The organism is Ancylobacter rudongensis (assembly GCF_900100155.1).
In the GTDB taxonomy this organism is placed as follows: domain Bacteria; phylum Pseudomonadota; class Alphaproteobacteria; order Rhizobiales; family Xanthobacteraceae; genus Ancylobacter; species Ancylobacter rudongensis.
In genome coordinates this window covers 1,042,909-1,061,021 of the sequence record NZ_FMTP01000001.1, presented here as the reverse complement: position 1 = coordinate 1,061,021, position 18,113 = coordinate 1,042,909, and the positions used below count along the sequence as shown (strand labels likewise).

Here is an 18,113-nt window from a genome sequence, read left to right as displayed (position 1 = left end):
TTCGCGTCTTGTTCCCGCCCGCGCTTCGCGGTAGCACAGGGCATGGGTGAGCCACCGATTCCGACCGATGACGGCACGATCGAACCGATCGGGCTCAAGGCGGCGCTTGAAGAGCGCTACCTCGCCTATGCGCTGTCCACCATCATGCACCGGGCGCTACCGGACGCGCGCGACGGCCTGAAGCCGGTGCATCGCCGTATTCTCTACGGCATGCGGCTGCTGCGGCTCGATCCCGGCGGCGGCTTCCGCAAGAGCGCCAAGATCGTCGGCGACGTGATGGGCTCATTCCATCCGCATGGCAATGCGGCGATCTACGACGCCATGGTGCGTCTGGCGCAGGATTTCTCCCAGCGGTATCCGCTGGTCGACGGGCAGGGCAATTTCGGCAATATCGACGGCGACAATGCCGCTGCCGAACGCTACACCGAGGCCCGCCTGACCGAGGTCGCGCGGCTCATCCTCGACGGCATCGACGAGGACGCGGTCGATTTTCGCCCGAACTATGACGGCACGACGGAAGAACCCGTCGTCATGCCGGGAGCCTTCCCCAATTTGCTGGCGAATGGCTCGACCGGCATCGCGGTGGGCATGGCGACCTCGATCCCGCCGCACAACGCGGCCGAGCTGATCGACGCCAGCCTGCACCTGATCGAGAACCCACAGGCCACCACCGACGACCTGTTGACGTTCGTGAAAGGCCCGGACTTCCCGACCGGCGGCGTCATCATCGAATCCCCGTCCTCGATCGCCGATGCCTATGCCACCGGGCGGGGCGGCTTTCGCCTGCGGGCGCGCTGGGAGAAGGAAGAGACCGGGCGCGGCACCTATGTGATCGTCGTCACCGAGATTCCCTATGGCGTGCCCAAGTCCCGCCTGGTGGAGAAGATCGCCGACCTGCTGAACGAGAAGAAGCTGCCGCTTCTGGCCGATGTGCGCGACGAGAGCGCCGAGGATGTGCGGCTCGTGCTCGAACCGCGCGCGCGCAGTGTCGATGCCGAACTGCTGATGGAGAGCCTTTTTCGGCTGACCGAGCTGGAGACGCGCTTTCCGCTCAACATGAACGTGCTGGTCGGCGGGCAGGTGCCGAAGGTCGTCAGCCTGCTGGAAGCGCTGCGCGAATGGGTCGACCATCGCCGCGAGGTGCTGCTGCGCCGCTCGCGCCACCGGCTCGGGCAGATCGAGCACCGGCTGGAGGTGCTCGGCGGCTACCTCATCGCCTATCTCAATCTCGACGAGGTGATCGCCATCATCCGCGAGGAGGACGAGCCCAAGCCCGCCCTTATCGCGCGCTTCGAACTGACCGATGTTCAGGCCGAAGCCATCCTCAACATGCGCCTGCGCAGCCTGCGCAAGCTTGAGGAATTTGAGATCCGCAAGGAGCACGACACGCTTTCCAAGGAGAAGGCCGGTATCGAGAAGCTTCTCGGCTCCGAGGCGCTGCAGTGGAAGACGGTGGCCCGGCAGCTGGCCGAGACGCGCAAGATGTTTGCGCCCGAAACGCCGCTCGGCCGCCGCCGCACCACCTTCGGGGAAGCCTCGGTGCACAAGGCGGACGCGGTGATCGAGGCGCTGGTGGAACGCGAGCCGATCACCATCGTCGTCTCCGAGAAGGGCTGGATCCGGGCGCTGAAGGGCCATGTGGCCGATCTCACCGCCCTGGCTTTCAAGGGCGACGACCGGCTCAAGATCACCTTCTTCACCGAGACGACGGCCAAGCTGCTGGTGTTCGCCACCAATGGCCGCTTCTACACGCTCGACGCCTCGAAGCTGCCGGGCGGGCGCGGCCATGGCGAGCCGCTGCGCCTGTCGATCGAGCTGGAGCAGGAAGCCGACATTCTCGACGTGCTGCCCTATCTCGGCGGACGCCGGCTGCTGGTGGCGGCGAAGGAAGGGCGGGGCTTCCTCGTTGCCGAGGACGATTGCCTCGCCAATACCCGCAAGGGCAAGCAGATCCTTGGTGTCGATGCGCAGGAAGCGGTGAAGGTTACGCCGGCCACGGGCGACAGCGTCGCGGTGATCGGCGAGAACCGCAAGCTGCTGGTGTTCCCGCTGTCGCAGATCCCCGAAATGGCACGCGGGCGCGGCGTGCGGCTCCAGCGCTACAAGGACGGCGCGATGAGCGACGTGAAGGTGTTCAGCGCCGCCGATGGCCTCACCTGGACCGATACGTCCGGCCGCACCTGGACCGTGACCGACCTCACCGAATGGCGCGGCGAGCGCGCCGGTGCCGGCCGCCTGCCGCCCAAGGGTTTTCCGCGCAACAACAAGTTCGGCTGAGACGCGCCCGGAGGGCGAGGGCAGTGTCCTCGCGCTCCCCTCATGGCCGGGTGTGACCTGGCCACCCAGGCTTGTGACCAACCGCGTGCGGACGGGCTGGGTCCCCGGGTCAAGCCCGGGGATGAGGGATGAGAACGCGACGGTCTCGTTTTCCGCCGACGTCAGACGCCGATCTTGCCGCCATCCTTCTTGGTGATGACGACCACGGCCGGGCGCACCGGCATGTCATCCTTGAAGTCGGGCCAACGGGTGGACAGGTCTTCGTAATAGGACGGCCGGCCGAAGGGCGCCCAGTCCGTGCCGCCATCGCCGGGGTGCTGCACGGCGACGAAGGCGGTGCGGTCGTCCGGCGTGAACAGCGGGCCGCACATCTCGGCGCCCACCGGGACGCGGAAGAACAGCTTGGAGGTCGCACGCGCGCCGCCTTCGGTGTCCACCGCCCAAAGCCCGTCGGTGCGGCCGGTATCCTTCGGGTTGTTGCCGTCGGTGGAGACCCAGAGCCGGCCGGCGGCATCGACGGCGCAGTTGTCGGGCATGCCGAACCAGCCATTGCGGGTGGTGTCGGTGGAGAAGGACGCCCCAACCGCCGCGACCGAGGGGTCGCCGCACTTCAGCAGCACTTCCCATTTGCCCTTGGTGGCGGCGAAATCGCCATCCGCCTCGGCGATCTCGATGATATGGCCGAAGGCGTTCTTGGCGCGGGGATTGGCGGCGTCGACCTGGTCGTCCTTGCGCTTGGTGTTGTTGGTCAGCATCACATAGACCTTGCCGTTGACGCCGTTCGGCTGGACGTCCTCGGGCCGGTCCATCTTGGTGGCGCCGAGCAGGTCGGCGGCGCGGCGGGTCTCGATCAGCACGTCGGCCTGGCTGCCGAAGCCGTTGGCGGCGGTCAGCGGGCCCTGGCCGAACACCAGCGGCAGCCATTCCAGCGCGCCGTCGGCGTCGAACTTGGCGACATAGAGCGTGCCAGAATCGAGCAGGTCCATGTTCGCGGCGCGGTCGTTCGGGTTGAACGTGCCCGCAGTGACGAACTTGTAGACATAGTCGAAGCGCTCGTCGTCGCCGAGATAGAACACGACGCGCCCGTCCTTGGCGACGATCGACTCGGCGCCCTCATGCTTGAACCGGCCCATGGCGGTGCGCTTCTTCGGCACCGCGTTCGGGTCGTTCACGTCCACTTCGACGATCCAGCCGAAGCGGTTCGGCTCGTTCGGCTCCTTGGCGACGTCGAAGCGGTCATAGATGTTGCCCCACTCATAGGAGGCTTCCGGCACGCCATAGCGCTTGTAGTTGGCAGCTTCCTTGTGGCCCTCGGGCAGCTTGCCGAGGAAATAGCCGTGGAAGTTCTCCTCGGCCATCACATAGGTGCCCCAGGGCGTGACGCCGCCGGCGCAGTTATTGAGGGTGCCGATCACCTGGGTGCCGGTCGCGTCCGCCGCCGTCTTCAGCCGGTCGCTGCCGGCGGCCGGGCCGGTGAGCTGCATCGGCGTGGTGGAGGTGATGCGGCGGTTCAGCTTGCCGTCGCGCACCACCTGCCACTTGCCGTCCACCTTGCGGATTTCGACGATGCTGCCGCCATGCGCGGCCATCTCGATATCGACGCGCGTCTTGTCCGCCGGCGCCACCTTCAGCTTGCCTTCGGCAAGGGTGACGATGCCGGGGAACATCAGGTGCTCATTGGTGTATTCGTGGTTCACCACCAAAAGCCCGTGCTCGGAGGAGCCGTCGAGCGGGATGAAGCCGACATAGTCGTTATTGTAGCCAAACTGCCGGCGCTGGGCCTCGGCCGTCTGGTTCTTCGGATCGAAGGCGGGCGAGTCGGGAAAAAGCGGATCGCCCCAGCGCAGCAGCACCTCGGCATCATAGCCTTCGGCGACATGGTGGGTCTCGTCCACGCCCGCCTCGACCTCGATGAAGCTAAAGGCCGAACCATTCGCGGCGGCGCTGCCGTCGCTGGCGGCCTGCGCCTTTTCGGCTGACATCAGCGCGGCGGGGCCGACGGAGGCGGCAATGGCGGAAACGGCGAGGGCGCCCTTGAGGAGGCCACGGCGGGAGAAGCGGATCGAGATCAGCTCGCCCATGGTGGGGTTGAGCGTCGGGTTGCTACCGGCGCCGTCGGCCTCTTCCAGCAGGCTGGTGCGGAAGGGCGATGCCTGATCGGCGGTTTCCTGGTGGGCGGATTCCTGCGGCGGGCGATGAAGGTCGTCGGTCATGGGGGGCTCCGGCAATCTGTCCCGCTCCGAGTTGGAAGCGTTCCAGTGTGCTACCCCTCCGACGTCACAGCGCTATGACGGGCGTGCGGGCCGGCGGTCGACAACGTGTCATGTGACGGCGCGACGACCTATTCCTCCGTCCGGATCCAGCCCGCAGGGGCGAGGCGCTCCTGCGGCAGGAAGCGGCGCTTGTAGTTCATCTTGTCCGACCCCTCGACCCAGTAGCCGAGATAGACATAGGGCAGGCCCATCGCCTTCGCCTTGGCGATATGGTCGAGGATCATGTAGGTGCCGAGCGAGCGGCCGGCCTGGTCGGGATCGTAGAACGAGTAGACCATGGACAGGCCGTCGGCGAGCACGTCGGTCAGCGCCACGCCATAGAGCGGCCCCTGGCCGCGCCCGCTGACCGCCGTGGCTGGCCCGTGGCGGCGATATTCGATCAGCCGGGTGCGGACATGGCTGTCCTCCACCATCATCGCATAGTCGAGCACCGTCATGTCGGCCATGCCGCCATCGGAGTGCCGGCTGTCGAGATAGAGGCGGAAGAGGGAATATTGCTCGGCAGTCGGGATGGCGGCGCGGATATCGCCGATGAGGTCGGCATTGGCCTGGCGCACGCGGCGGAAGCCGCGCGTCTCGCGGAAATCGTCGACGCACACCCGCACCGAGACGCAGGCGCGGCACTGCTCGCAGGCCGGGCGATAGGCGATGGACTGGCTGCGCCGGAACCCGCCATGGGTCAGCACGTCATTAAGCTGGGTGGCCCGCTCGCCAACCAGATGCGTGAACACCTTCCGCTCCGAGCGCCCCGCCAGATAGGGGCAGGGTGAGGGAGCGGTCAGGTAGAATTGCGGTGTGTCGCGCGAATGTTCGGTCACGGCATGTTCACGTTGCGAATGGCTGAGGATCGCGCGCCCCGGCCGCGACGTCAAAGCCTGCTTTTATGCGGAGCATTACGATCCGCAAGGGCGGCGGGATCAGCGATAGCCGCGAAGCTCGCCCGCCCGCTCGTCATTATTGGTCACGACCGTGCCGATGATGAAATCATGCGCCAGCCGCTTGCGCCGGTTGAGCAGGCCGATGATCGTGACGAACGGGGTGAAGACGCTAATCGACACCCAGAACAGGACGAGGCTGACCACGGCCAGCATGGGCGTCATCGGCGCGCCGTGCCACACCCGCATCTCGATCCCCATCGCGCGCATGCCCAGCGTGGCCGAGCGCGGTCCGCCCAGGGTGAGCCCGACATAGACCAGCGCCCACACCACATAGCCCGGCCCCAGCAGGCTGAACAGGAACCAGCCGAGCCCGAACGTGAGGAAGCCGAAGATGAAGATCAGCAGTGCCGCCATGCCGACGGGCACGCAGATGATGACGGTGTCGATGAGGAACGCCATGAACCGGCGGGAGAGCACGCCGCGAAAATATTCCGGCTCGACGAGCGGATCGAAGGCGTAGGGCCTCTCTTCCTCGCCATTGCGTGTATCGAACATGCCGGTCTCCTCCTGCCCCGTCAGGTGGGGGCGCCCTCCGGCGCGGACAAGAGCGTTCCCGCCTCGGCAACCCGCCGAGACAGACGTTCTCTCGCTCAAACCGTGCTAGCCGGCGGCCTGCCAGTCGACCCGCACCACATCCATGCCGTTCTCGATCAGCGTATGATAGACCGTGTCGGCATGGGCGCGGTCGCGGGTCTCCACCGTTACGTCCAGCCGGGCTCCCTTGGCGTGCACGTCGAGGAAATGGCGCTTGTGCTCCACTTCGAGGATGTTGGCGCCAAGCCCGCCCAGCAGACCGGCGATGATGCCGAGTTCGCCCGGCCGATCCAGCATGGAAAAGCGGAACGAAACGATCCGCTCCTCGCGCTCCAGTTCGCGCATCATGATGGAGGCGACGATGCGCGGGTCGATATTGCCGCCCGACACGACGAGCCCAACCTTGCGGCCGCGATAGCGGTCGGGATCGGCGAGCAGGGCCGCAAGGCCGGCGGCGCCCGCGCCTTCGGAGAGCGTCTTCTGCTGGGTCAGGAACAGGTTCACCGCGCGCTCGATCGTCGGCTCGCTCACCAGCACTACGTCGGACACCAGCGCCGACACCAGCTCGCGCGTCAGCGTGCCGGCCTGCTTTACCGCAATGCCTTCCGCCAGCGTCGCGCCTTCGCAGGGCAGGGACTGCTGGTGAAGCGCGTTCCACATGGAGGGGTAAAGCTGCGTCTCGACGCCGACGATCTCGATATCGGGCCGCATGTCGCGCGCCGCCACCGCCATGCCGGCGATCATCCCGCCGCCGCCGACGGGCACGAGCAGGGCGTCGAGGTCCGGCGCGTCCTCCAGCATCTCCGAAGCGATCGAGCCCTGGCCGGCGATCACATGGCGGTCATCATAGGGGTGAACCCAGACGAGATGCTCGGCCTGGGCGATGCGGTCGGCCTCTTCGGAGGCGTCGCCGACCGATTCGCCGTGCAGCACCACCCGGGCGCCATGTGCCTCGGTGGCAGCCACTTTCACGATCGGCGTGAACTTCGGCATGACGATCGTGGCGCGGATACCGAGCCGGGCGGCGTGATAGGCCAATGCCTGCGCGTGATTGCCGGCCGACATGGCGACGACGCCGGCGGCGCGCTCTTGCGCCGAGAGGCTGGCCAGCTTGGTCAGCGCGCCGCGTTCCTTGAAGCTCGCCGTGACCTGGAGGTTTTCATATTTCACATAGACATGCGCGCCCGTAATCGCCGAGAGGCGCGGCGCCGGCAGGGTAGGCGTGCGCAGCACCGCGCCATCCAGCAACTTGCGTGCGGCGGCGACATCGGCGGGGGTTACGGGCAAGGTCATCGAACCACTCAGAATTCTCGCGGCGAATGTGCCGCACGCTGGAAAAGGCCTCCCGGCCGCAGGACTAGAACGGCCACCAGAAGGGAATAGATCACCACGTCGCGATAGCCGATATCGAAGGCGGACGACCACACGATTTCGACACTGGCGACGAGGGCGGCGCCGAGCAAGGCACCCGGTACGGAGCCAATGCCGCCAATAATAGCCGAAATCAAGGCTTTGAGCGTCATCGAAAGCCCGTCACCGGGCGTTATCGTTCCATAGGCCATCACCATGGCCACTCCCGCAAGCCCGGCGCAGCCTCCCGCCAGCGCGAAAGTGACGCCCACCAGCCTGGGAATCCGCACGCCGGTCAGCGCCGCCATCAGCGGGTCGTCGGCATGGGCGCGCCAGCTGCGCCCATATCCGGTGAAGCGGATGAGGCCGAGCAGCAGCGAAATGCCGCTGAGCGTCAGCCCGGCAGCGAGCAGCTGCGCCGGCGTCACGGTGGCGATGAAGCCGTCCTGCCCGGCGATGAGGATCGGCCGGTTGATGAGCGCAGGCAGCCAGTTTTCACGATAGGGAGAGGTGAGGCGGAAGAGTTCGGCCAGCACGATGGCGACGGCCAGCGTGGCGATAAGCACCGGCTGCGGCGAGCGGGCACGGGCAAGGATGGGCACGATCACCGTCCTGCCAATCGCCCAGCTCAGCAGCGCCGCTCCGCCAATGCCGGCCAGGAGAGCCATCGCCAGCCCGGCCGGTCCGAGCCGCCCCGCCGCGCCGGCGAGGCTGATCGCGACCAGCATATAGACGCCGCCGGCCACGGCCACTTCCCCGAAAGCGAGGTTGATCCGGCCGTAAAGGCCGTGGACCAGGGCAAAGCCGGTGGCGATGAGACCGTAGACCCCCATCAAGACGATTCCGCCAAGGGCCTGTTGGAGCCAATAGGCCCCGCTCTTGCCCAGGTGGAAGAGCGGCGCGCCCCGCGTCTCGCCGTGACTTTCCTGCAGCCACCAGCGCCGGAGGATATAGAGCTTCACATCGCCCAGCGGCGTGCCATCCTGCAGGAGCGCCACAAGGTGGAACCGGCCGGCGCCGGCCTGGGCGGCGAAGTGGCAGATCAGTTCATGCGGTCCGCTGCCGTGGGAGGAGCGCACGCGGTAGCGATAGCGCAGCGCCGTGGGATCATTCGGCACCGGCGCAAGCTGAGTCTCGACGATGTCAGCCGCCTCATCATGGAGAGCGGGAGCCACCGCCCGGCACAGGCGGGCCTGGTCGGCGTCGATCACCGAGCCGCAGCCGGGAAGCAGCAGCAACGCGAGGCCGATCAGGGCACGTTGGAGCAGGCGATGGCCGCCGCGCGCGCCGCCGGGCATGGCCGCTTGCGCCTGCCGTCGTCAGCCCTCGCGCGCCAGCTTTTCCGCCACGCGCGGCGCGAAATAGGTGAGGATGCCGTCGGCGCCGGCGCGCTTGAAGGCCATCAGGCTTTCCATCATCGCCTTGTCGCCGTCGAGCCAGCCATTGCGGGCGGCGGCCTCGATCATCGCGTATTCGCCCGAGACCTGATAGGCGAAAGTCGGCAGGCCGAAGGTTTCCTTGAGCCGGTAGACGATGTCGAGATAGGGCAGGCCGGGCTTGACCATCAGCATGTCCGCCCCTTCCTCGATGTCGAGCGCCGCCTCGCGCAGCGCCTCCATCCCGTTGGCCGGGTCCATCTGGTAGGTGCGCTTGTCGCCCTTGAGGCAACCGGTGGAGCCCACCGCGTCGCGGAACGGACCGTAGAAGGCCGAGGCGTATTTGGCGCTGTAGGCGAGGATCTGGGCATCGTGGAAGCCCTCGCCATCCAGCGCCCGCCGGATCGCACCCACGCGCCCGTCCATCATGTCGGAGGGAGCGATGACGTCGGCGCCGGCTTCCGCCTGGACGAGTGCCTGCTCGACCAGCACGGCCACCGTCTCGTCGTTGAGGATGCGCCCCTGCGTATCGAGCAGCCCGTCATGGCCATGGCTGGTATAGGGATCGAGCGCCACATCGGTGATGAGGCCGATCTCCGGCACCGCGTCCTTGATCGCCCGCAGCGTGCGGCAGACGAGATTGCCGGAATTCAGCGCCTCGCGCCCGTCGGCCGAACGCAGCGCCGGGTCGGTGTAGGGAAAAAGCGCCAAGGCCGGAATGCCGAGCCGCGCCGCCCGTTCCGCCTCGCGCACCGCCTCGTCGACGGAAAGCCTATCGACCCCCGGCATCGAGCCGATTGCGGTCCGCTCGCCATGGCCGTCCTTGACGAAGATCGGCCAGATCAGATCGGCGACGGTGAGCGTGTTTTCGCGCAGCAGCTGGCGTGCCCATTCGGACTTGCGGTTGCGCCGGGGGCGCTGCACCAGCTCAAGCTTCGACGACGCATCCGGCCGGCCGGAGGGCTCGGGATGGACAGGGCGCGGACGGGCGAAGGGAATGGTCATGGACACGCTCGCAAAGACACTCGCCAGGAGGGCGGGATCCCGCCGCGTCGCCTCCGGCGCGGCACTTTCGAATGGTTATAGCTCCATACGACGCCGCGCGCGACCTCTTCACCCGGTTGATTGCGTATGCGCCGGTCCCTGGGTCGCGGGGCATGTTGACGCGGCAACCCCTGCGGCGGCCGCGACCTGGCGTGCGGGATCCGCGATGCGGCTTTGCCGGCGGCGGAGAAAAGCTTAAGTGGCAGGGCGGGGACAGCAACGCGGCATGAGTGACATGACAGCAGAGATCGGCATCAGCTTCGAGGAGCGCGGCGCCCTTGGCATCGTGACGCTCGACCGGCCGCGCGCGCTGAACGCGCTCGATCACCCGATGGTGCGGGCGATGGACGCGCAATTGCGAGCCTGGATCAGCGATTCCCGCATCGCCCATGTGGTGCTCCGTTCGGCGCATGAGCGCGCGTTCTGCGTCGGCGGCGACGTGCGCGCCATGGCGGAGCTTGGCCGTTCCGGGCGCAAGCAGGAGGCCCGGCAGTATTGGCGCGACGAGTACGCGCTGGACTATCTCATTGCCCGCTACCCCAAGCCCTTCGCCTCGCTGGTCGACGGCCTGTGCTTCGGCGGCGGCTTCGGCCTCACCGGCCATGGACGCTACCGCGTGGCCGGAGAGAATCTCGGCTTCGCCATGCCGGAAGTCGCTATCGGCCTGTTTCCCGATGTCGGCGGCACATTCGTGCTGCCGCGCCTTCCCGGCTGGAGCGGCACCTGGCTCGCCATGACAGGTGCCCGGATCGGCATGGCGGACGCGCTGGCGCTCGGCCTCTACACCCATTATGTCCCGACCGCCCGCTGGCCGGAGCTGATCGACGCGCTGGCGGCGGGTGAGGCGATGGACGGGCGCCTCGCGCGCCTGGCGGTTCGGCCGCCAGCCCCCGATCTTGCCGGCCTCTACCCGCACATCGACCGCATCTTCGCCGGCGGCTCGGTGGCGGCCATTCTCATCGCGCTGGAGAAGGTGGGGGAAGGCGAGGGCGACGTCGCCGCCTTCGCCCGGTTGCAGTTGGAGACCATCCGCCGCGCCTCGCCGACCAGCGTGCACATCGCCTTCCAGCAGATGCAGCGTGGCCCGGCTCTTGATCTGGCGGGTTGTCTGAGGCTGGAGTTCCGCCTCGTGACGCGCCTGCTCGACCAGTCCGACTTCTTCGAGGGCGTGCGCGCGGTGCTGGTGGACAGGGACCAGAAGCCGGCCTGGCGCCCGGCGCGGCTGGAGGAGGTCGACCCCGCCGCCATCGCCGCCCTGTTCGATACGCCGCTTGACGACGAATTGCTGCTGGCCTGACCGCGTTTTGGAGTATGCAGGCGCCATGAGTTCTCCCTACGATCCCATAGACGCCACCCTTGGCCCGGCCGGGGCACGCATGCCGCTGTGGCAATCGCGTGTGATTCTGTATTTGCGCTGCCTCGCCGGCTTCCTGATGGTGAAGACGGTTTACAGCTGGACCCTCGTCTGCGGCGTCTGGGACGGGGACACCAGCCGCTTCGAAATGCTTTCCCTCGCCGCTCAGTCGGCGGTGATCTGGGCCGCCATCATGAACCCGGTTGCGGCCGTGGGCCTCTGGCTCGGCGCGTCCTGGGGCGTGGTGCTCTGGCTGGTGACGGCGATGGTGCAGATCCTCATCAACGCCTCGGCACCGGAGGGCGTCGGCCGGCTGATGATCGTCGCCGCCATTGAGACGGTGCTGGTCGCCGCCTATGCCTTCCTTACCTACAAGGCCGCGCGCGAGAGCGAACGCTGAGTCTTCATCTTTCATTAACCCGTTGCGGTGACGAAGGATTCAGCCTGTCGCTTAAACCGATCTTAGCCCCGCCGGCGTGAGACTTGCCGCCTCATGAGAGGGAACCAATCCTCCATTCTGAGACCGGGATACGATCCATGCGCGCAGCTCAGGCGGTCAACGTCGTCAACATCCATGAGGCCGAAGACGAGCGGCGGGATGCGATCCGCCCGCTTTATCGGGAGGCGGTCACGCTGGTGGAGCGGCTGCATCGGCGGCTGCTGGATGTGGTGAAGGACGAGCTGGACCGGCGCGCGCGCGAGGACATCAACGCCGTGCAGGCGCTGCTGCTGTTCAATATCGGTGACGCCGAACTGACCGCCGCCGAACTGCGCACGCGCGGCTACTATCTCGGGGCCAATGTCTCCTACAATCTCAAGAAGCTGGTCGAGACCGGCTTTCTCGACCATCGCCGCTCGCGGGTGGACCGGCGCTCGGTACGGATCCGGCTGACCGCCAAGGGCGAGGAGGTCCGCGACCTTGTCGAAGGCCTCCACGCCAAGCACCTCGCCACCATCGAGCAGATCGGCGGGATCGGGCCGCAGGATTTCCAGCAGCTCAACAAGGCGTTGAGCCGGCTGGAGCGGTTCTGGACCGACCAGATCCTCTACCGGCTCTGAGCTGCCTTCCGCACCTTAGCGCTGAAGAAACCCCTCCAACGTATTGGCAACGTTGACGCCGATCGCCTCGACGGCATAGCCGCCTTCCATCACGAACAAGGTCGGGCGGGCGAGGGCGGCGATGCGGGCGCCGATTTTCAGATAATCCGGACTGTTGAGCTGGAACTGCGAGATCGGGTCGTCCTTGTAGGTGTCGACGCCGAGCGAGACGATCACCACATCCGCCCCGAACGCCTCGATCCGCGCGCAGGCCGCGTCGAGCGCTGCGCCCCAGCCGGCATAATCGGTGCCCCAGCGCAGCGGATAATTCGCGTTGAAGCCCTCGCCGGCGCCGGCGCCGATCTCATCGGCAAAGCCGAGGAAATAGGGAAATTCCTGCAGCGGATCGGCGTGGATGTTGCACACCAGCACGTCCGGGCGATCATAGAAGATCGCCTGCGTGCCATTGCCGTGATGGTAGTCGACATCGAGGATGGCGACGCGCGCGGCGCCCCGGTCCCGCAGGCTCTGCGCCGCCACGGCGGCATTGTTGATGAAGCAGTAGCCGCCCATCGTGCCGGCATGGGCGTGATGGCCCGGCGGCCGGCACAAGGCGAACGCCGCCCTCTCGCCACTGGCGACGAGGTCGGCGCCGGTCAGGGCGATGTCGGCGGCGGCCTGCACCGCATCCCACGTGCCCGCGACCATGCAGCAGCCGGCATCGAAGGAGAAATGGCCGAGCTTGCCGTCGATCGTTTCCGGCTCGATGTCCGTGCGCATGCCGGGTGCCCGCCAGAAACTCGGCAGGGCCGGGAAGTCGCGCCCGTCCGCCGTCCACATCGCCCAGGCATTGGCGAGAAAGCGGACATAGGCGGCATCATGGACCTTCAGCAACGGATCGAGGCCATGGGCGGCGGGCTCGATCAGCGTGCCGAACGGCCGCTCACCGATGGCGTTGAGGATCATCGCGACCCGTTCCGGCTTCTCGAAGGCCGGAACGACCTGTCCGTTCATCAGTTCGACATGGCCGGAATGGCCGAGATGGCGCGGCGAGTGGATGATCTTCATGACGGGCCCGGATTCGCGAGAAGGTGAGGGCGCGACGATACGCGCCGCCCCCGTGCGCTGTCATCACCTCGTCTCCTGCGCCGGTGTCGCGCCCTTCCGTTGCGGCTGCCGCCTCGATGCAAGGCACCCTTGCGGCCGGCATGCTTTGAAAGCCCGGGGTGCTGTGCTAAGCGACCCGCCTCGATTTCGCGGTCGGCACGCCGCCGGCCGGGAGGCATCGCCACCGCCCAGGGAGGCCGGTCTATGTCGTCCGAAGCTCATGCTTCTAGCCACAACTTCATCAACCGTTTCTTCTCGGCGCCGCTGGCCGAGACCGATCCGGAGCTCGCCGGCGCCATCTCCGCCGAGCTCGGCCGCCAGCGCGACGAGATCGAGCTGATCGCGTCGGAGAACATCGTCTCGCGCGCCGTGCTTGAGGCGCAGGGCTCGGTGCTCACCAACAAATACGCCGAGGGCTATCCGGGGCGCCGCTATTATGGCGGCTGCCAGTATGTCGACGTGGCCGAGCAGCTGGCCATCGACCGCGCCAAGAAGCTGTTCGGCGCCGGCTTCGCCAATGTGCAGCCCCATTCCGGCGCGCAGGCCAACACCGCCGTGTTCTTCGCCCTCATGCAGCCGGGCGATACCTTCCTAGGCCTGAACCTCGCGGCAGGTGGTCATCTGACCCACGGTGCGCCGGTCAGCCTGTCGGGCAAGTGGTTCAAGCCGGTGCCCTATAATGTACGCCGCGACGACCAGCGCATCGATTATGAAGAGGTGGCCAAGCTCGCCGACGAGCACAAGCCGAAGGTCATCATCGCCGGCGGTTCGGCCTATCCGCGCCATATCGACTTCGCGAAGATGCGCGCCATCGCCGATTCGGTCGGGGCCTATCTGATGGTCGACATGGCGCACTTCGCCGGCCTGGTGGCGGGCGGCGCCCACCCGAACCCGGTGCCGCACGCCCATGTGACCACCACCACCACCCACAAGACCCTGCGCGGCCCGCGCGGCGGCATGATTCTGACCAATGACGAGGACCTGGCGAAGAAGTTCAACTCCGCCATCTTCCCCGGCACGCAGGGCGGCCCGCTGATGCATGTCATCGCGGCGAAGGCGGTGGCCTTTGGCGAGGCGCTGCAGCCCGAGTTCAAGCTCTACGCGAAGAACGTGGTCGAGAACGCCAAGGCGCTGGCTGAAAACCTCAAGGGCCACGGCTTCGAGATCGTCTCCGGCGGCACCGACACCCATCTGGTGCTGGTCGACCTGCGCCCGAAGAAGCTCACCGGCAAGGTGTCGGAAGCGGCGCTGGGCCGCGCCCACATCACCTGCAACAAGAACGGCATTCCCTTCGACCCGGAAAAGCCGATGGTGACGTCGGGCGTGCGCCTCGGCACACCGGCCGGCACTTCGCGCGGTTTCGGCGTGGCCGAATTCCAGCAGGTGGGCGACATGATCGCGGAAGTGCTCGACGTGCTCTCGCAGAAGGGCGCCGACGAGGATAGCCTCGTGGAAGGCGCGGTGCGGGGCAAGGTCGCCGATCTGCTCGCTCGCTACCCGATCTACAGCTGAGGCGAAACGATGCGCTGTCCTTACTGCGGAAGCCTCGACACCCAGGTCAAGGATTCCCGTCCGACCGAGGACAGCGCCGCCATCCGCCGCCGCCGCATCTGTCCCGATTGCGGCGGCCGCTTCACCACCTTCGAGCGGGTACAGCTGCGCGAGTTGACCGTGCTGAAGCGCTCCGGCCGGCGCGTGCCGTTCGACCGCGACAAGCTCGCCCGTTCGATCGAGGTGGCGCTGAGGAAGCGCCCCGTCGACCCCGAGCGGGTCGAGCGGCTGGTCTCCGGCCTCGTTCGGCGGCTGGAGAGCATGGGCGAGAGCGAGATCACCTCCGAGATGATCGGCGAGCGGGTGATGGAGAGCCTCAAGCAGCTCGACGACGTCGCCTATGTCCGCTTTGCCTCCGTCTACCGCAATTTCCGCGAAGCCAAGGATTTCGAGACCCTGCTGGGCGAACTCGAGCCCCGGCCCGGCGAGGCGGATGCGACAGACGAACTGGCCGCGCGCCGCCCCCGTGACCCCGGACTCGACGATTGATGCCCCGCAGCCGGCTCCACTTTCCCACGCTATGACCGGACCTGCCACGGACGCTTCCCTGATGGCGGCGGCGCTGAGCATCGGCCGGCGCGAGCGTGGCCATACCTGGCCGAACCCGGCCGTCGGCGCGCTGGTCGTGCGCGACGGGCCGGGCGGGCCGCGTGTGCTGGGCCGGGGATGGACGGCGATGGGAGGGCGCCCCCACGCCGAGCCGCAGGCACTGGCCCAGGCCGGGGAGGGCGCACGCGGCGCCACGCTCTATGTCACCCTGGAACCCTGCTCCCACCATGGCGGCACGCCGCCCTGCGTCGACGCGATACGGGCCGCCGGCATCGCCCGCGTGGTCGCCGCCGTCCAGGACCCCGATTTCCGCGTCGCCGGCCGGGGATTTTCGATTCTGCGCGAGGCCGGAATCGCTGTTGAGGTCGGCACCGGGGCGGCGCAGGCTTTGATCGACCATGCCGGGCATATCCGCCGCGTTACCGAAGGCCGTCCCCACATCATGCTGAAGATGGCGGTTTCCGCCGACGGCAAGGTCGGGCTGGCCGGGCGGCGGCCAGTGGCAATCACCGGGTCGGCGGTGCGCGACCGTGTCCACATGCTGCGCGCCACCCATGACGCGGTGCTCACCGGCATCGGCACGGTGCTGGCCGACGACCCGTTGCTCACCTGCCGTCTCCCGGGGATGCAGGACCGCTCACCGCTGCGAATCGTGCTGGATGCCGATCTGCGCCTGCCGCCGACCAGCGCGCTCGCGCGCAGCCTCAGCGTCGCCTCGCTGTGGATCGTCGCCGCCGAGGACGCGCCGGGGGCGCCCGAAGCGATGCTGGGCGCCATGGGCATCGAGGTGATGCGAGTGCGCCGCCGCCCCGATGGCGGGCTCGATCTCAACGACGCGCTGAAGCTGCTGGCGCTGCGGGGTCTGACGCGGGTGATGGTGGAAGCCGGGCCGCGCATTGCGGCGTCCTTCCTCGGCGCGGGGCTGGTCGACGAGGTGAAGCTGTTCGAGGCGCCGCTGTCGCTTGGGCCCGATGCGCTCGATGCGCTGGGGGGACTGCCGCTTTCCGCCCTGAACGACTATCTCTGCGTGGTGGAAGAGAAACGGTATGGCGCGGACCATCTGCGCATCATGAGGCGTCTCTAGAATGTTCACCGGGATCGTCACCGACATCGGAACCCTGCGCGCTGTGGAGCCACGCAACGAGGTGCGGCGGCTCACCATCGCCACGCGCTATGACACCTCGGGCATCGACCTCGGCGCCTCCATCGCTTGTTCCGGCGTCTGTCTCACCGTCGTCGCGCTACAGCCGGACGCCTTCGAGGTCGAGGCGGCGCCGGAAACGTTGGCGGTGACGACGGCGGGCGACTGGGTGGCCGGCGGCCGGCTCAATCTGGAGCGGGCGCTGAAGATCGGCGACGAACTGGGCGGCCATATCGTGCAGGGCCATGTCGACGGCGTGGCGCAGGTCGTGGCGCGCGAGGATCTCGGCACGACGACACGCTTCACCTTCGAGGCGCCGGTGGCGCTCGCCCGCTTCATCGCCACCAAGGGCTCGGTGACGCTCGACGGCACCTCGCTGACGGTCAACGAGGTTGACGGCACGCGCTTCTCCTGCCTGCTCATCCCGCACACCCTTGCCAACACCACCTGGGAGGCGGTGACGGCGGGAGGGCGTGTCAATATCGAAGTCGACATGATGGCCCGTTACGCCGCGCGGCTTGCGGAGTTCCGTTGACGCCTGTACGTCGTCGGCTCTGTCAGTTCATGAGGTAACACCATGGCGAGCCCCCGCCCGCCGCGCGCATCTGATGCCGCCGATACCATGCCGCTTGCCGGCGAACGGGTTCTCATCGTCGAAGCGCGCTTCTACGACGACATCGCCGACGAGCTGCTGGCCGGCGCCCTTGGCGCCATCAAGGCCGCTGGCGCGCAGGCGGAGGTCATCTCCATGCCCGGCGCGCTCGAAATCCCCGTCGCCACCGCCATTGCGCTCGACGCGGCGCTGGCGGCCGGCAAGCCCTACGACGCTGTCGTGGCGCTTGGCTGCGTGGTGCGCGGCGAGACCTACCATTTCGAGGTCGTCGCCGGGGAATCGTCGCGCGCGTTGATGGATCTGGCGGTCGCCCGCAAGGTGCCGCTCGGCAACGGCATCCTCACCGTGGAGACCGACGAGCAGGCCTGGGTCCGGGCCAGGGTTTCGGAAGGCAACAAGGGCGCCGGCGCGGCCGAGGCGGCACTGGCGCTGCTTCGCCTCAAGCGCCGGGTCGGGTGAGCACCATGACCGCCGACGAAAAACCGACCGCCAAATCCGCCGGCCACAAGCCGGTGCGCAAGAGCGCCGCGCGACTCAACGCCGTGCAGGCGCTCTACCAGATGGACCTTGCCGCCACGCCTCTGTCGGAGATCCTCGCCCAGTTCGAGAGCCACTGGATCGGGCAGGAGATCGAAGGCGACGAGATCGCGAGCGCCGACCTCAACCTGTTTCGCGACATCGTCGGTGGCGTGGTGCGCGAGCAAAGGAGCGTCGATACGCTGCTGGACGCCGCGCTGGTCAATGGCTGGCCGCTGAAGCGCATCGAGGCGGTGCTGCGTGCCACCCTGCGGGCCGGGACCTATGAACTTTCCGAGCGCCCGGACGTTCCTGCACGTGTGGTCATCGCCGAATACGTGAACGTGGCAGCGGCCTTCCTCGATCGCGAGGAGACTGGCATGGTCAATGCGGTGCTCGACGGCATTGCGCGGGAGAAGCGGCCGGCCGATTTCGCCGGCTAGACGGGGGTA

General features: G+C 67.6%; 17 protein-coding genes. 10 read left to right on the top strand and 7 right to left on the bottom strand.

The window, feature by feature from the left end; genetic code table 11:
* Positions 1-42: 42 nt before the first annotated feature.
* Positions 43-2,277: a DNA topoisomerase IV subunit A gene (parC, locus tag BLO63_RS04875; protein ID WP_091437151.1), complete on the top strand. Its 2,235-nt coding sequence runs from the start codon at positions 43-45 to the stop codon at positions 2,275-2,277.
* A 161-nt stretch (positions 2,278-2,438) separates the two neighbouring features.
* Here parC and BLO63_RS04870 read toward each other — a convergent pair whose 3' ends face one another.
* From BLO63_RS04870 to hemB, 6 genes are all read right to left on the bottom strand, one after another.
* A complete protein-coding gene (locus tag BLO63_RS04870) occupies positions 2,439-4,490 on the bottom strand; it encodes a PhoX family protein (protein ID WP_091437149.1) in 2,052 nt (683 codons plus the stop codon).
* A 128-nt stretch (positions 4,491-4,618) separates the two neighbouring features.
* The gene (locus tag BLO63_RS04865) at positions 4,619-5,368 is read right to left on the bottom strand and encodes an arginyltransferase (protein WP_091437147.1); all 750 of its coding nucleotides are present in this window, start codon (positions 5,366-5,368) and stop codon (positions 4,619-4,621) included.
* A 99-nt stretch (positions 5,369-5,467) separates the two neighbouring features.
* Positions 5,468-5,983, bottom strand: coding sequence for an RDD family protein (locus BLO63_RS04860; RefSeq protein ID WP_091437145.1), 516 nt, complete (start codon positions 5,981-5,983; stop codon positions 5,468-5,470).
* Positions 5,984-6,088: 105 nt separating this feature from the next.
* Positions 6,089-7,315, bottom strand: coding sequence for a threonine ammonia-lyase (locus BLO63_RS04855; RefSeq protein WP_091437143.1), 1,227 nt, complete (start codon positions 7,313-7,315; stop codon positions 6,089-6,091).
* A gap of 8 nt (positions 7,316-7,323) precedes the next feature.
* Positions 7,324-8,670 carry a branched-chain amino acid ABC transporter permease gene (locus BLO63_RS04850; protein ID WP_091437142.1) on the bottom strand — a complete coding sequence of 449 codons (1,347 nt, stop codon included), beginning with the start codon at positions 8,668-8,670 and terminating at the stop codon, positions 7,324-7,326.
* A gap of 21 nt (positions 8,671-8,691) precedes the next feature.
* Positions 8,692-9,753: a porphobilinogen synthase gene (gene hemB, locus BLO63_RS04845; RefSeq protein WP_091437140.1), complete on the bottom strand. Its 1,062-nt coding sequence runs from the start codon at positions 9,751-9,753 to the stop codon at positions 8,692-8,694.
* Between the two features lie 274 nt (positions 9,754-10,027).
* Between hemB and BLO63_RS04840 the strand changes: the two genes are divergently transcribed.
* From BLO63_RS04840 to ldtR, 3 genes are all read left to right on the top strand, one after another.
* Positions 10,028-11,089 carry an enoyl-CoA hydratase/isomerase family protein gene (locus BLO63_RS04840; protein WP_091437138.1) on the top strand — a complete coding sequence of 354 codons (1,062 nt, stop codon included), beginning with the start codon at positions 10,028-10,030 and terminating at the stop codon, positions 11,087-11,089.
* 25 nt (positions 11,090-11,114) lie between these two features.
* Positions 11,115-11,546 carry a DUF6163 family protein gene (locus BLO63_RS04835; protein WP_018390975.1) on the top strand — a complete coding sequence of 144 codons (432 nt, stop codon included), beginning with the start codon at positions 11,115-11,117 and terminating at the stop codon, positions 11,544-11,546.
* Between the two features lie 137 nt (positions 11,547-11,683).
* Positions 11,684-12,205: a transcriptional regulator LdtR gene (gene ldtR / locus BLO63_RS04830; protein ID WP_162841761.1), complete on the top strand. Its 522-nt coding sequence runs from the start codon at positions 11,684-11,686 to the stop codon at positions 12,203-12,205.
* Positions 12,206-12,220: 15 nt separating this feature from the next.
* On the opposite strand, the gene BLO63_RS04825 is transcribed toward ldtR, so the two are convergent.
* Positions 12,221-13,252, bottom strand: a complete 1,032-nt coding sequence (locus tag BLO63_RS04825; protein ID WP_091437136.1) for a histone deacetylase family protein — start codon at positions 13,250-13,252, stop codon at positions 12,221-12,223.
* 243 nt (positions 13,253-13,495) lie between these two features.
* Between BLO63_RS04825 and glyA the strand changes: the two genes are divergently transcribed.
* The 6 genes from glyA (at position 13,496) to nusB (ending at position 18,104) form a co-directional block, all read left to right on the top strand.
* Positions 13,496-14,803 (top strand): serine hydroxymethyltransferase, encoded by a 1,308-nt coding sequence (gene glyA / locus BLO63_RS04820; protein ID WP_091437134.1) that lies wholly within the window; start codon positions 13,496-13,498, stop codon positions 14,801-14,803.
* 9 nt (positions 14,804-14,812) lie between these two features.
* Positions 14,813-15,331 (top strand): transcriptional regulator NrdR, encoded by a 519-nt coding sequence (gene nrdR / locus BLO63_RS04815; protein WP_091437133.1) that lies wholly within the window; start codon positions 14,813-14,815, stop codon positions 15,329-15,331.
* A gap of 61 nt (positions 15,332-15,392) precedes the next feature.
* Positions 15,393-16,475: a bifunctional diaminohydroxyphosphoribosylaminopyrimidine deaminase/5-amino-6-(5-phosphoribosylamino)uracil reductase RibD gene (gene ribD / locus BLO63_RS04810; RefSeq protein WP_244517618.1), complete on the top strand. Its 1,083-nt coding sequence runs from the start codon at positions 15,393-15,395 to the stop codon at positions 16,473-16,475.
* A 1-nt stretch (position 16,476) separates the two neighbouring features.
* A complete protein-coding gene (locus tag BLO63_RS04805; protein ID WP_091437129.1) occupies positions 16,477-17,067 on the top strand; it encodes a riboflavin synthase in 591 nt (196 codons plus the stop codon).
* Between the two features lie 42 nt (positions 17,068-17,109).
* A complete protein-coding gene (gene ribH, locus BLO63_RS04800; protein ID WP_091437128.1) occupies positions 17,110-17,604 on the top strand; it encodes a 6,7-dimethyl-8-ribityllumazine synthase in 495 nt (164 codons plus the stop codon).
* Positions 17,605-17,609: 5 nt separating this feature from the next.
* Positions 17,610-18,104, top strand: coding sequence for a transcription antitermination factor NusB (gene nusB / locus BLO63_RS04795; RefSeq protein ID WP_091437126.1), 495 nt, complete (start codon positions 17,610-17,612; stop codon positions 18,102-18,104).
* Positions 18,105-18,113: the final 9 nt, after the last annotated feature.

Bases quoted from the DNA above. Each gene is read 5' to 3' on its own strand.
- parC (WP_091437151.1), top strand. From the start codon at position 43: ATGGGTGAGCCACCGATTCCGACCGATGACGGCACGATCGAACCGATC.
- BLO63_RS04870 (WP_091437149.1), bottom strand. From the start codon at position 4,490: ATGACCGACGACCTTCATCGCCCGCCGCAGGAATCCGCCCACCAGGAA.
- BLO63_RS04860 (WP_091437145.1), bottom strand. From the start codon at position 5,983: ATGTTCGATACACGCAATGGCGAGGAAGAGAGGCCCTACGCCTTCGAT.
- BLO63_RS04855 (WP_091437143.1), bottom strand. From the start codon at position 7,315: ATGACCTTGCCCGTAACCCCCGCCGATGTCGCCGCCGCACGCAAGTTG.
- BLO63_RS04850 (WP_091437142.1), bottom strand. From the start codon at position 8,670: ATGCCCGGCGGCGCGCGCGGCGGCCATCGCCTGCTCCAACGTGCCCTG.
- hemB (WP_091437140.1), bottom strand. From the start codon at position 9,753: ATGACCATTCCCTTCGCCCGTCCGCGCCCTGTCCATCCCGAGCCCTCC.
- BLO63_RS04840 (WP_091437138.1), top strand. From the start codon at position 10,028: ATGACAGCAGAGATCGGCATCAGCTTCGAGGAGCGCGGCGCCCTTGGC.
- BLO63_RS04835 (WP_018390975.1), top strand. From the start codon at position 11,115: ATGAGTTCTCCCTACGATCCCATAGACGCCACCCTTGGCCCGGCCGGG.
- ldtR (WP_162841761.1), top strand. From the start codon at position 11,684: ATGCGCGCAGCTCAGGCGGTCAACGTCGTCAACATCCATGAGGCCGAA.
- BLO63_RS04825 (WP_091437136.1), bottom strand. From the start codon at position 13,252: ATGAAGATCATCCACTCGCCGCGCCATCTCGGCCATTCCGGCCATGTC.
- glyA (WP_091437134.1), top strand. From the start codon at position 13,496: ATGTCGTCCGAAGCTCATGCTTCTAGCCACAACTTCATCAACCGTTTC.
- nrdR (WP_091437133.1), top strand. From the start codon at position 14,813: ATGCGCTGTCCTTACTGCGGAAGCCTCGACACCCAGGTCAAGGATTCC.
- ribD (WP_244517618.1), top strand. From the start codon at position 15,393: ATGGCGGCGGCGCTGAGCATCGGCCGGCGCGAGCGTGGCCATACCTGG.
- BLO63_RS04805 (WP_091437129.1), top strand. From the start codon at position 16,477: ATGTTCACCGGGATCGTCACCGACATCGGAACCCTGCGCGCTGTGGAG.
- ribH (WP_091437128.1), top strand. From the start codon at position 17,110: ATGGCGAGCCCCCGCCCGCCGCGCGCATCTGATGCCGCCGATACCATG.
- nusB (WP_091437126.1), top strand. From the start codon at position 17,610: ATGACCGCCGACGAAAAACCGACCGCCAAATCCGCCGGCCACAAGCCG.